This window comes from Catenuloplanes indicus (assembly GCF_030813715.1).
Lineage (GTDB): Bacteria > Actinomycetota > Actinomycetes > Mycobacteriales > Micromonosporaceae > Catenuloplanes > Catenuloplanes indicus.
Genome location: NZ_JAUSUZ010000001.1, coordinates 4,780,525 through 4,793,631, shown reverse-complemented (window position 1 = coordinate 4,793,631; position 13,107 = coordinate 4,780,525). Strand labels below are relative to the sequence as shown.

The 13,107-nt window shown below is 70.1% G+C and carries 10 protein-coding genes; 6 read left to right on the top strand and 4 right to left on the bottom strand.

Annotated features, from left to right (window positions below; translation table 11 throughout):
• The first annotated feature begins 1 nt into the window (after position 1).
• The gene (locus J2S42_RS21490) at positions 2–376 is read left to right on the top strand and encodes a hypothetical protein (RefSeq protein WP_307241806.1); all 375 of its coding nucleotides are present in this window, start codon (positions 2–4) and stop codon (positions 374–376) included.
• Complete coding sequence (locus J2S42_RS21485) at positions 366–1,997, top strand: sodium/solute symporter (protein WP_307241804.1); 1,632 nt, start codon at positions 366–368, stop codon at positions 1,995–1,997. Before J2S42_RS21490 ends, J2S42_RS21485 begins: the two co-directional genes overlap by 11 nt.
• Positions 1,998–3,079: 1,082 nt before the next feature.
• Here J2S42_RS21485 and J2S42_RS21480 read toward each other — a convergent pair.
• On the bottom strand, positions 3,080–4,342 hold the full coding sequence (locus J2S42_RS21480; RefSeq protein WP_307241803.1) for an IS4 family transposase: 1,263 nt from the start codon (positions 4,340–4,342) through the stop codon (positions 3,080–3,082).
• A gap of 197 nt (positions 4,343–4,539) precedes the next feature.
• On the opposite strand from J2S42_RS21480, the gene J2S42_RS21475 reads away from it, so the two are divergent.
• A complete protein-coding gene (locus J2S42_RS21475; protein ID WP_307241801.1) occupies positions 4,540–5,730 on the top strand; it encodes a CynX/NimT family MFS transporter in 1,191 nt (396 codons plus the stop codon).
• A complete protein-coding gene (locus J2S42_RS21470) occupies positions 5,727–6,266 on the top strand; it encodes a YbhB/YbcL family Raf kinase inhibitor-like protein (RefSeq protein ID WP_307241799.1) in 540 nt (179 codons plus the stop codon). The genes J2S42_RS21475 and J2S42_RS21470 overlap by 4 nt, the downstream gene beginning before the upstream one ends.
• A gap of 69 nt (positions 6,267–6,335) precedes the next feature.
• Here J2S42_RS21470 and J2S42_RS21465 read toward each other — a convergent pair whose 3' ends face one another.
• Positions 6,336–7,046, bottom strand: a complete 711-nt coding sequence (locus tag J2S42_RS21465; protein WP_307241797.1) for a class I SAM-dependent methyltransferase — start codon at positions 7,044–7,046, stop codon at positions 6,336–6,338.
• A gap of 258 nt (positions 7,047–7,304) precedes the next feature.
• Between J2S42_RS21465 and J2S42_RS21460 the strand changes: the two genes are divergently transcribed.
• Positions 7,305–9,173 (top strand): DUF6311 domain-containing protein, encoded by a 1,869-nt coding sequence (locus J2S42_RS21460; protein ID WP_307241795.1) that lies wholly within the window; start codon positions 7,305–7,307, stop codon positions 9,171–9,173.
• 56 nt (positions 9,174–9,229) lie between these two features.
• On the opposite strand, the gene J2S42_RS21455 is transcribed toward J2S42_RS21460, so the two are convergent.
• Complete coding sequence (locus J2S42_RS21455) at positions 9,230–10,024, bottom strand: hypothetical protein (protein WP_307241793.1); 795 nt, start codon at positions 10,022–10,024, stop codon at positions 9,230–9,232.
• 432 nt (positions 10,025–10,456) lie between these two features.
• Here J2S42_RS21455 and J2S42_RS21450 point away from each other — a divergent pair, with 432 nt between their 5' ends.
• Entirely contained in the window at positions 10,457–11,983 is a 1,527-nt protein-coding gene (locus J2S42_RS21450) for a peptide deformylase (protein WP_307241791.1), read from the top strand.
• A 2-nt stretch (positions 11,984–11,985) separates the two neighbouring features.
• On the opposite strand, the gene J2S42_RS21445 is transcribed toward J2S42_RS21450, so the two are convergent.
• Positions 11,986–13,086 (bottom strand): globin domain-containing protein, encoded by a 1,101-nt coding sequence (locus J2S42_RS21445; protein WP_307241789.1) that lies wholly within the window; start codon positions 13,084–13,086, stop codon positions 11,986–11,988.
• Positions 13,087–13,107 lie beyond the last annotated feature (21 nt).

Sequence of the window (13,107 nt, the reverse complement as noted above, 5' to 3'; positions counted from 1 at the left end):
CATGCCGGACCGGCCGGCCCGCGTCCGGGTGGTGCTCGCCGAGGTGGGCCGCCCGCGCGCCGCCGACCGGGCCCGGATCGACCTGGCCGAGCAGAACCAGGTCGGCGAGGCGCTGCTGCGCGGACTGATCCGGGCCCAGTTCGCGCTGGCCGTACGGCTCGCGGTGGTGGTCGTGATCGGGCTCGGCGGGCTGCCACTGCTGTTCGCGATCGCGCCGTCCGTCACCACCGTGAAGATCCTCGGTGTGAACCTGCCGTGGCTGCTGCTCGGCGGCGTCTCGTTCCCGTTCCTGCTCGCGGTCGGCTGGACCTACGTGCACCTGGCCGAACGCAACGATCAGGACTTCACCGCGCTGGTGCAGCGGCATGACTCCTAACCCGTACCTGATCCCGACCGTGGTCGTGATGACCGCGGTGACGGTCGCGATCGGCTTCTACGGCCTGCGGCTGGCGCGTACCACCTCGGACTTCCTGGTCGCGTCCCGAATGGTCAGCCCGACCTGGAACGCGGCCGCGATCGGCGGCGAATACCTCTCCGCCGCGTCGTTCCTGGGCGTGGCCGGGCTGATCCTGAAGTTCGGCGTGGACGTGCTCTGGTACCCGGTCGGCTTCGCGGCCGGATACCTCGCGCTGCTGCTGTTCGTGGCCGCGCCGCTGCGCCGCTCCGGCGCGTTCACCCTGCCGGACTTCTGCGAGCTGCGGCTCGGCTCCCGCCGGCTGCGTGTGCTCGCCACCGTGTTCGTGGTCTTCATCGGCTGGCTCTACCTGGTGCCGCAGTTGCAGGGCGCCGGGCTGACGCTGGCCACCGTGACCGGTGCGCCGTACACGCTCGGCGCGGTGCTGGTCTTCGCGGTCGTCACCGCGAACGTGGCGCTCGGCGGCATGCGGGCGATCACGTTCGTCCAGGCGTTCCAGTACTGGCTGAAGCTGACCGCGCTGGCCGTACCCGCGATCTTCCTCGTCCTGGTCTGGCAGTCCGACGCCCGGCCGCCGGTCACGCCCGCGGACGGACTCACGTTCCGGCAGGCCACGGTGCTGACCGTGGAGACACCGGCGACGCTTACGTTCACCGACGGCAGCACCCGCGCGGTCGCGGCCGGTGACGAGCTGTCGTTCCCGGCCGGTGCGCCGGTGCCGGCCGTCGAGGGTGCCGCGCACGGCCTCGACTGGCTGCTGCCCGGCCGCGGCGGCAGCCTGTTCGGCACGTACTCGCTGATCCTCGCCACGTTCCTGGGCACCATGGGCCTGCCGCACGTGCTGGTTCGCTTCTACACCAACCGCGACGGCGCCGCCGCCCGCCGCACCACGCTGGTCGTGCTGGGCCTGGTCGGCCTGTTCTACCTGCTGCCCACGATCTACGGCGCCCTCGGCCGCGTCTACACGCCGCAGCTGCTGCTCACCGGCGACACGGACGCGGTCGTGCTGCTGCTGCCCGGCGCCGCGATCGGCACCGGCCTGCTCGGCCAGCTGCTCTCCGCACTGGTCGCGGCCGGTGCGTTCGCCGCGTTCCTGTCCACCAGCTCCGGCCTGCTCACCAGCGTGGCCGGCGTGCTCGCCACCGACGTACTCGGCCGCGGCGGCTCGGTGCACACGTTCCGCCTGGCGTCGCTGATCGGCGGCGCGGTCCCGCTGCTGCTCGCACTCAACGTGGCGTCGCTGGACGTCTCGCAGGTGGTCGGCCTCGCGTTCGCGGTCGCCGCGTCCAGCTTCTGCCCGCTGCTGGTTCTCGGCATCTGGTGGCGCGGCCTGACCGCCCCCGGCGCCGCCGCCGGCATCATCGTGGGCGGCGGCGCCGCCGTGGCCGCCGTCCTGGTCACGGTGCTCGGCCCACCGCTGACCGGCTGGACCGCCGAGGCCGTAGCCCAGCCCGCCGCCTGGACCGTTCCACTCGCGTTCGCCACCATGGTCGCGGTCTCCCTGGCCACCCGCCACCACGTCCCCCCGGCGATCGGCACCACCATGCTCCGCCTGCACGCACCGGAGTCCCTGCACCTCTGACCTGGCACCCCACCCAGGATCAAATTCTTGATCTTCCCACTTCCGGCGGGCCGGTCTCCGCATGCTCCCGCGGGCACCGGTCGTCGCTGGCGCTCCTCCCTGCCAGTTCCGCCTCAACACCGGCAATGCAAACCCACACCGCCCGCGATCCACGCGCTTCGCACGCCACCGGTCCCGGACCAATACCGGCGGTGCAGGCCAGCGCTCCCGGTGGCCGCGCGTGCTTCGCACGCCACCAGTCCCGCACCGACGCCGGCGGTGCAGGCCGCGCTGCCGGTCGTCGCCCGCTTCGCGCCGGCCACCGGCGCCGGAATATCGCCATATCGGGGGCGGGCCGCCCGGTGACTCTCCGCCGGCCCGGCGCGAAGGTGGCGCCGGGCGGGATTCCCGCGGACAGGGACACCCGAAGGCGGCGCCAGATATGCCGATATTTCGGACGCGGGCTTCGCGCGCGCTCCGAAGCAGCCACGGCGCATCGCCCTGGCGCCGCGCCGCGCGGCGCCGCGCGACCCGACGCTGCGCTTCGCGCGTTCGGCCTGCGCTGCGCTTCGCGCGTTCGGCCTGCGCTGCGCTTCGCGCGTTCGGCCTGCGCTGCGCTTCGCGGCCCGTGCGGCCGGGTCGGGTCTCCGCGTTGGCTCGGGTCTCCGCGGGTCGGGTCATCGGGGCGGGGCGCGCGCCGTGCGGCTTCAGGGTTTGGGCCTGTGCCGGTTGCGAGGTATTTCGGCTGGTTGCCTGAGGGCGAGGGGGTACAAGGGAATCTCGGTGTCCGGGTAGGGCGGGTGGTCAGGTAAGCAGGGCAGAGCGATGACGGTGGAGGGCTTGCGGCCACGGACTGACAGGGAGGAGCGCCAGCGACGACCGGTGCCCAATGCCACTTAGCTTATTTTGATCTTGATGGTGGGTGGAGGCGGATGGTGGCGGGGCCGGTGTGTCGGGTGCTGGCGGGTTCGTCGCGTCGTTTGGGCCGGTACATGTTGCGGCGGCAGCGTTTGACGGCGCGGGGGCAGGTGCGGTGGCGTCGGGTGGGGTTGAGTTCCCGGGTGATGTGGGTCCAGATGGTGGGTAGCTGGGTGGTCCAGTCCTCAGGGGGAAATGGCCGCTGAGCCGGTGGCTGAGCGGCGGACGAGGCGCAGGGTGTCGGTGAAGCTGATCCGGTCGGGGTCGATCGCGGCGGCGTCGGCGGCGGCGGTGATCAGGACGGTGAGTGCGTGCTGGACGAGCAGCCAGGCCCAGATTTCCTGGTGGACGAGGTCGGGCAGTTTCGAGCGCAGGATCCGGCCGGGCCCGCGGAGGTGGGTTTTGAGCTGGTCGTTGGCGGTTTCGTGTTCCCATCGCAGGTGGTATGCCTCGGCGAGTTCGTCCGGGCCGGCCTGGGCGGGGTCGGTGATGGTGGTGGCCAGGGTGATCAGCTCACCGGTGCCGTTACCGGCCCGGTCCGGGACGTCGTACTCGACGATCCGGACCAGGTGGGCGGCGGGCAGGCCACGGTCGTTGATCGCGTCGTCGCAGGTGTCCAGGGTCCCGCCGGCCGCGGCGGCCAGGATCCGGTCCCGGCGGCCACCGCGGATCGTCTTGTCCATCAACACGGTCAGATAGGTGCCGTCGCCGAGGATCTCGATCACCGGGAGCCTGATCCCGGCCTGGATCCGCCACAGCAGGTCCGCGCCGGTCGCCTGCGCCCGGTCCCACGCCGTAAACGAGTAGAAGGCACGGTCGGCGGTCAGCAGTTCCCCGCGTCGCAGCCGCGAATACAACGGCATGGCCAGGGTCTGTTCGGCGACCGCATACGCGCCGACCTCCGCCGCCAGGAACGCGTGTGTCCCGCACTCGGTCAACGCCACGACCCGGGCTTTCGGGAACGCCGACGGGCCACCACCGGTCCGGGAGTACCCGAACTCGGCCGCGTTCTCCATCGTGTCCGGCACGTCCACGTCGAACCCGTCGATGGCAAGGACCCGCCGGTCCCGCAACCACGCACCTGACGTGACCGGTGACGCGACCGGCCGGGCGACCCGCTCGAACACCTCCGCCAGCACATCCCGGCCCAGCCGCTTCCTGGCCTGAGAAATCCCACCCGGCGTCGGCGCCAACCAGCCCGCATCCCAGCACCCGAACCGGTCCAGTCCACCGGTCACCTTCTTCGCGACCTCGGCATAGTCATCATCCGCGAACAGCCACAACCCCATCGTCAGATACGCCGTCACATGCGGCGGCAACTTCCCATCCGACCGTTTCGCACCCACACCGCACTGCGCCACCGCCCCATCAACCGCATCCCGCGGCACCGCCGTCACCAGCACACCGACCGACACCTGATCCGGCCGCACCCCCACACCCGACACCACACCATCGAAGCAGACAAAGCCACCAGACCACCCACCAGGCAACCAAGATCAAAATAAGCTAAGTGGCATTGGACCGGTGCCCGCGGGAGCATGCGGAACTCGGCCCGCCGGAAGCGGGAATATCGGCATTTTGGTATCTGACGGGTTGATGCGGGCTGGAATCGCGCCACAACGGATGGGCGGGCAGAATGCGGGAGGTGGGCAGAGGGGGCCGGGCGGGCGTGGTGATCGCCGTGGTGCTGCTCGCCGCGAACCTGCGGCCCGCCGTGGTCGCGGTGTCGCCGATGCTGTCGGACGTTCGCGCGGACACCGGCCTGTCCAGCCCGGCGGCGGCGCTGCTGACCACGATCCCGGTGCTGTGCTTCGGGCTGCTGGCGCCGTTCGCGCCGATGCTGGCCCGCCGGATCGGCCTGGTGCCGGCGCTGGTCGCGGTGCTGTGCGCGATGACGATCGGCGGCCTGCTGCGGCTGCCCGAGCCGGTCGTGCTGCTGTTCGCCGGCACCGCGGTGTTCGGCGTCGCCATCGCGGCCGGCAACGTACTGCTGCCGGTGCTGGTCAAACGCGAGTTTCCGGACCGGGCCGGCACGATGACGGGCGTCTACTCGATCTCGCTCTCCACCGGCGCGGCGATCGCGGCCGGGACGTCGGTGCCGCTGCTGCTGCTCCTCGACCACGCCTGGCGCCCGGCCCTCGCGCTCTGGGCGCTGCCGCCCGCGGTCGCGCTGCTGGCTTGGCTGCCGCTGCTGGCGCGGGACCGTTCCGTCGCGGCGCCGGCCGTGACCGAGGACCAGTGGACCCCGCTGTGGCGGGCGCCGCTGGCCTGGGCGGTGACCGGTTTCATGGGCCTCCAGTCGCTGGTCTACTACGCGACCGTGGCGTGGCTGCCGGAGATCCTGATCGCGTCCGGCAGCACCCAGGAACGGGCCGGGTACGCGCTCTCGGTCTTCAACCTGGTCGGCATCGCCGGTTCCTTGATCTTCACATTGACCGTCGGCCGGACCCGTAACCAGACGGGTTACGCGCTCTCCAGCGCGGTGCTCTACGCCACGGGGTTCGGCGGCCTGCTGACCGGGCACCTGGACTTCCTCTGGGCCGCGCTGCTCGGCCTGGCTCAGGGCACCACGATCAGCCTCGCGCTGGCGCTGATCCTGCTGCGCATGCCGGACGCGGCCCACGCCGCACGGATGTCCGGCATGGCGCAGGGGATCGGCTACCTGCTCGCCGCGTCCGGCCCGGTGCTGGCCGGCGCGGTGCACGACGCGTCCGGCGGATGGTCCTGGCCGCTGCTGCTGCTTGGTGCCCTGCTGGTGCCGATGGCGGCGGCCGGCGCCGTGGCCGGCCGGGACGTGACCCTGAGAAGCCCGACAACGATTGGAGTCAGATCATGAGTTTGGAACGCCCGGTCGCCCCGGACCCGTACGACCTGCTGCCCACCGTCCCGTCGTTCGCGCTGACCAGCACGGACATCGCGGACGGCAAGGCACTGGACGACACGTTCGCGCACGACAGCGTGGGTGGGCGGAACGTGTCCCCGCAGCTGAGCTGGTCCGGCTTCCCGGCGGAGACGAAGAGCTTCGTGGTGACCTGCTTCGACCCGGACGCGCCGACCGGTTCCGGCTTCTGGCACTGGGTCGCGGTGAACCTGCCGGTGACCGTGACCGAGCTGGCGCAGGGCGCGGGATCGACGGAGGGCGGTCTCCCGGACGGCGCATTTCACGTCCGTAACGATTACGGCACGCTCGCCTATGGTGGTTCCGCGCCGCCGGCCGGTGACCGCGAACACCGATACGTCTTTGCGGTACACGCAGTAGACGTTGATGCACTCGACGTTACTTGGGACGTTTCTCCGGCAGTGGTGGGCTTCAATCTCGCGTTCCACACATTGGCGCGCGCCACGCTGCGTTCCACTTATCGGGTGAGTTAAACCGTGACCTAGGACACAGAAAGCCGGGCCGTCCGGATAGTGGACGGCCCGGCTCCCCGGATAAGTCGTTTACTCCGGCACTCGCGCGACCACGAACACCGACTGGCCGAACGGCGGGCGCACCAGGGACTCGGCGGCCTTGGTGACCGGGAGCACGAGGGAGTCATAGAACTTCACCATCGGCCCCTCCTTCGGCGTCAGCTTGAAGATGCTGGTCGCGCCGTAGTAGCCGATCAGGCCGAGCGCGTTCGCGTAGTGCAGGACCTCGATCTGGAGGCCGGCCTCCTCCATCGCGGCGCGCATCGTCTTCTTCGTGTAGCGGCGCACGTGACCGGTGGCGTAGTCGACCGGGCTCATCGCGAACATGAACGCCGGGACGATCAGCACGATCTTGCCGCCGGGGCGTACCAGGCCCTTCATGCAGCGCAGCGCGGCGACATGATCCTCGATGTGCTCAAGCACGTTGTAGCTGACCAGAGTGCTGTGCGACCCCGTCTCGGAGGTCGGCAGCAGCATCTCCTTGACCTCGACGTTCGGGGTGTCGGCGAAGCGCTCCTTGAGCTCCACGAGGCGGTCCGGCTCCGCCTCGGTGGCGGTGAACCTCGACACGTGCGGTGCCCACTCGGCGGCGTAGTTCCCCATGCCGCTGCCGATCTCGATCGGGTCGTCCCCGAGGTGCGGGATCGCCAGCTCGACGAACCAGCGTCGGTGGTTGACCGCCGTCGCAAGACCCTCGAGCACCTCGGATTGGACGCGCTGGTCGCCGGTGAGCTCTGCCATGTGTGGGTTCCCTCATGTGGTGATCCGGATTCAGCGAGACCGCAAGAGTTAACCACTCAACGCCGATGATCGAAAGTTGAGCGGCGCCGCAAGCGTGAATTTATGACCTATTTGAGACATGTATCGCACAGGCTACGCGCAGATAACGGAACTGTGATCCTGTCGTGACCATGGTCGTCACCGAGACGGGTAACCGTCACCTCTGCCCCAGCTCATAGAGACATCCGCGTTATCAAGCTCGGTTAGGCTCGCGTGGCTATGACTATTCAGGACATCGACCCCTCGAACCGGCCTCTCGGGGTGGCCGTGCCCTCGGTCGACATCGAAGCCGAGCGGATCCTTCTCGAACAGGATCTGGAACAGTCTTCCGGCCTGCGCTCGCCGCGGTGGCGCGCGCGCCTGCTGGATCTGGCCGCGGTCGCGAGCTTTGCGCTGATGGCGTTCCTGGTCACCCGCACCGCCTGGTTCCACCTCGACCACGAGCTGGTCAACGCGCAGGACCAGGCGTTCTTCGAGTGGATGCTGGCGCACGGCGCGCGCGTCGTCACCGACTTCGCCTACCCCTTCGTGTCGTACCAGGTGAATGTGCCCTACGGCATCAACCTGATGGCGAACACGTCGGTGCTGGCCGTCTCCATCCCGATGACGCCGATCACGCTGGCCTTCGGGCCGCACATCGCGTTCAACGTCTTCCTCACCGGCGCGCTGCTGCTCACCGGCGTCTCCTGGTACTACGTGCTGTCCCGGCACATCGTCACCTCGAAGGTCGCGGCGTGGGTCGGCGCGCTGTTCGCCGCGTTCGCGCCGAGCATGGTGGCGCACGCCAACGGCCACCCCAACATCATCTCGCAGTTCCTGATCCCGCTGATCATCTGGCGGACGCTCTGCCTGGTGGAATCCGGACGATCGGTCCGCAACGGCGCGCTGCTCGGCCTGCTGATCGTCTGGCAGGCCTTCATCAACCTCGAGATCCTGTTCATGACCGCGGTCGGCGTCGGCATCTTCGTCACCATCGTGGGCCTGAGCCGGGCCGAGCACCGCCGGCACTTCAAGACGTTCGTGGCCGGTCTCGGCGTGACCGCCGGTGTCGCGCTGACGCTCCTGGCGTACCCGCTCTACATCCAGTTCTTCGGACCGCAGTCCTACCACGGGCTCTCGCAGGACATCCGGCACTTCGGCGCCGACCTCGGATCGTTCTGGACGTACTCCCGTCGCTCGATCGCGGGCGACTGGAAGACGACGATGTACATGACGCAGAACTCCTCCGAGGAGAACGCGTTCTTCGGCTGGGGCATCCCGATCCTCTTCGTCGGCCTGGTCGTCTGGATGCGCCGGAGCCGCGTGGTGATCGGCCTCGCGTCCGTCGCACTGCTCTTCGCGTTCATGTCGCTCGGCCCGGTGATCCACTACATCGGCACCGACACCGGCGTCCCCGGCCTGTGGTCGCTGCTGCACGGCGTGCCGATCCTCAACTCGGTGGTGCCGACCCGCTGGGCGCTCGCGATCGCGCCGGTGATCGCGGTCCTGCTGGCGCTCGGCGTGCAGCGCGCCAACGGCCTGCTCCTGGACCGGCCGAAGGCGGTGCTCCCGGTCCGGCTGGCCACCACCGCGGTGCTCTCGCTGACGCTGATCCCGATGTTCCCGACGCCGCTGCTGACCCAGCCGATGATGGAGACGCCCGCGTTCATCACCAACGGCACCTGGCGGGAGTACGTCGACGAGCAGCACACGGTCGTCACGCTGCCGCTGCCGGACGCGTCGTTCCCGGCCGCACAGCGATGGTCCGCGATCACCGGCAACGACATGCGCCTGCCGCGCGGCTACGGGCTGTTCGAGAACCCGATCGACGGCACCGGCGCGTTTGCCGCGCCGCCGCGGGCGACGAGTCAATACTTCTTCAACCTGTGGGCCGGCTACTGGGTGCCGAAGGTCGACGACACCCGCCGCGCCCAGACTCTGGCCGACCTGCGCTACTGGGAGGCGGGCCTGGTCGTGCTGCCGCCGCAGGCGCACGACATCGAGATGCGGCGCGCGATGAGCGACATCCTGGGCTTCCAGCCCAAGTGGGTCGAGGGCGTGTGGATCTGGGATGTTCGCCACCTGACCAGCACCATCAGCGAGGACTGACGTTCATACACATGTTCTATCCACAGCCTGTGGATAGAACATGTGTATAACGCGTCCTACTGCTTTATGCAGCAGCCGGAGCACACCTTCGGCGCCGGTAGCGTGAAGGCCAGGCAACAGGTGCGGCGCTGGACCGTGAGCCTGCCGTCCGCGTCCGGGACCAGTTCCACCAGGTCCGCCACGCCGAGCGCGGCGAGCAGCGTCTCGATGGTGTCCGCCGCACGGCCGGGTAGCACGTCCGCGGTGCGGAGCACGCCCTGCGCCACGCCGGAGGCGAGCGAACCGAGCAGCGTGCGGGCACCGACCCGGGCCTGATCGCGCAGCCGGTCCAGCAGCGGCGTGAGGTGCTCGTCCAGCAGCGAGTCGCGCAGCATGGCCAACAGGTCGGCCTCGTCCGCCGCGACCCGTACGCCCGGGTGGCCCCCGGCCGCCAGTGGGTCGCTCGGCAGCACCGCCATCTCGATCGACGGGGACAGCCCGACGCGCAGCAGCGGCGCGGAGCCGTCCACCCGGATCAGCGTGTCGGCCGGTCGCAGCAGCGGGACCCGGCGCGCGCCGGCCCAGCCGACCACGGCCGGCAGTGCCACCCAGTAGGTGTAGTGCTTCCAGGCGAGCGCCGCGGCCGCGTGCGGCTGCGCTTGCCAGAGGCGGCGGGCCGCGTCCAGCAGCGCGGGCAGCGCGTCGCCGGTGATCAGGTCGGTGCCGGAGATCCAGTCGTGCGGACGCCGGTGCGCCAGCAGACCGGGCAGCAGGCTCGGCAGCGGGTACGCGCTACCGAACGCGGCCCGCAGCGTCGCGGTGATGGGTGCGAACGGTTCGACGGGCGCCGGCCGATGGACGAGCGTGGTCACGCGGCGTCGCCGACTCGCGTGATGAATGAATAACGTTCGGTGATTGGCGTGGTCCGATCCCTTGTCGGCTCCCAGTCGGAGCCGGTGAGCCGGATGCATCGCCGCATAGCCGCCGCCACCTCGTCAGATCGTTCACCGCCCGGACCGGCGGCGCACCGTTGCTCGCTAAGGATAGCCTAACCAGACTTGGCGGCGTTCGCCCGCTTGGTTACTCACAATGACGATAGGGCCGGTCTCCATCGATAGACCGATGATTCCCGCTAAATCCGCCTATAACTCGCCAACGATGTTGCGCTTCGTGACTGCCGGAGAGCGCTGCGCACACGATCGTGTCGGGTTTGTCAATACTTCTGTCTGTAACGCGCTACTCACTCACGGGTGTTCGGTCGGGCAACGGACACTTGAAGACCCGGGAGCCGAGAAGGACGCGTGATGACAGCACAGCCGGCATCGCCGACCTCGCCGCTGGAACGGGCGGCCGACTCGTTCGCCGCCGAACTGTCCCAGTGGCGTGCCGACCGCGGAATGACCAAGAAGCAACTGGCCGCACGGATGGGCTTCGACCCGTCCTACGTCAGCCACGTCGAGGGCCGCCGCCACCGCCCCACCGAGGATTTCGCCCGCCGGGCCGAGGCCGTGCTCGACGCGGGCGGCCGCATCTGGCAGCGCTTCCAGGAGTACGACGAACTCCGCCACGTGCGCTCCAGCGGCCTCACGCACCGCGACCCGCCCGTGCCCGAGCAGTGGCTGCCGCCCGGCACCGGCCTGGTCGTCGAGCAGGAGATCGCGGAACTGGTCTACGCCGACGGCGAGTACCGCTGCGTGATCCGGCGCGCGCTCTACAACGCCGGCACCGAGCCGGTGACGCGCTACATGGTCAAGGTCGCGGTCGACCGGTACCCCGGCGACCCGGAGCGCTCCAACCGGCACCATCGCGAGCACCCGCTCTCCTTCGACGAGCTGAAACTCACCGCGTTCTGGGGTGCGCCGTACGCGCGGGAGCCGATGCGCTGGCGGAAGAAGCGCGACCGGGACGCGGACAAGGAGATGTGGCTGCTCTTCGAGAACGACAACGGCCGCTTCCCGCTCTACCCCGGCCAGCGCACCACGATCGAGTACGGGTACTCCGTCGCCGAGGAGAAGTGGGGCCAGTGGTTCCAGCGCGCGGTCCGGCTGCCCACCCGGCAGCTCACCGTCCGGCTGGACTTCCCGGCCGCGCTCGACCCCACGGTCTGGGGCGAGGAGACCTCGCTCTCCGCCGAGGAAGCGCCGCTGCGCACCCCGTTCACCCGGCACGAGGAGAACGACCGCGCGGTCTTCGAGTGGTCCACGGACGAGCCACCGCTCAACGCGCGCTACAAACTGTCCTGGCGATTCCGCGGCACCCCGGCACCGACCGGCGGCCAGCGGGCCAGCGACCGCATGCGCGCGGCCGGCATCCTGCAACGCGGCGACACCCGGCTTGGTACGCCGGCCCGCCGGCTCCCGCTGCCCGAACAGGCCCGGCAGGCGCGTGACGTGGCCGAGGCGCTGCACCGCGCGGCCGGCCGGGTCGAGACGCTGCACGATTTCCGCAAGGGCATGGGGCTGGCCGCGCCGCAGATCGGGCTGCCGGTCGCGGTCGCGGTGATCCGGCCGCCGGACCCGGCGGTGGAGCCGGTGACGCTGATCAACCCGCGGGTGGTGACCGAGTCCGCGGAGACCGACGTCCAGTACGAGGGCTGCCTGTCGTTCTTCGACGAGCGGGGCCCGGTCCGCCGGCCACTGCGCATCGACGTCGAGCACGAACGCTGGGACGGCACCCGCGTGATCACCACGTTCGAGCGGGCGATGGCCCGGCTGGTCGCGCACGAGATCGACCACCTGGACGGACGGCTCTACCTCGACCGTATGCCACCGGACGCGCGCCTGGTCTCGGTCGAGGAGTACCAGGACGGCGGCCTCCCCTGGCGCTACTAGGGCTAGTCGTGCCGGATGCGTGATCGCGGCACGTCCAGCGCGGCCAGCGTGCGCAGCGTGGCCCGGACCATCTCCGTCGAACCGGCCACGTAGAAGTCGTGGTCGTTCCAGGGCCCGTACCGGCCGACGATCTCCGACACGTTGCCGTGCTCGCCGTCGAAGCTCGCGTCCCGGCTGCACGCCGGCACCAGTGACACCCACGGGTGCGCAGCCGCGATCGCCCGCAGTTCCGGCAGGTCGTACAGCTCCTCCCGGGTCGCGGCACCGAAGAACACGTGCACCCAGCGCGTACGGTTGAACCGGGTCAGCTCTTCCAGCAGCGCCTTGATCGGGGCCAGGCCGGTGCTGCCGGCCACGCACACGATGTCCCGGGTCGAGCGGCGGTCCAGCGTCATCGAGCCCATCGGCGCGGCCAGCCGCAGCAGATCACCGGCGCGCACTCGGCGGACCAGCGCGCCGGACACCCACCCGCTGCTCAGCGCGCGGACGTGGAACTCCAGCGTGCGGTCCCGGCGCGGCGCGTTCGCCATCGAGTAGACCCGCCACACCCGCGGCCGGTACGCCGGGCACTCCACGCTCACGTACTGCCCGGCCCGGAACTCCAGCGGCTGCCCCGGCAGCACCGTCAGCACCGCGATGTCCCGCCCGCGCCGCTCGTGGCTGAGCACCTCCGCGACCCAGAACGCCGGATCGCCCGTCTCGTCCCGCGCCGCGGAGATCATCTTCTGCGAGATCATGTCGTACGCCTCCCGCCAGGCCCGGTCGAAGTCCGCCGTCCAGCGGTCGCCCCCGAAGATCCGCAACGACTCCAGCAGCGCGTCGCCGACCACTCCGTACTGCTCCGGCGTGACCTGGAACTTCCGGTGATCCCGGCCCAGCCCGCGCAGATAGTCGTCCAGCCGCTCCGGATCGTCGATCGTCTGCACCGCCGTGACGATCGCACTCAGCAGCCGCGACCGCTGCACGTCCATCTGCACCGGGAACAGCTCACGCAGATGCGGATAGGACAGGAAGATCCGCGCGTAGAAGTAGCCCGCCAGCTTCTCCCGCTGCTCCTCGACGACGGCCCAGCTCTCGCGCAGAAGGTGCGGCAGATCGCCCATGACCCGCGATCCTCGGCCTCG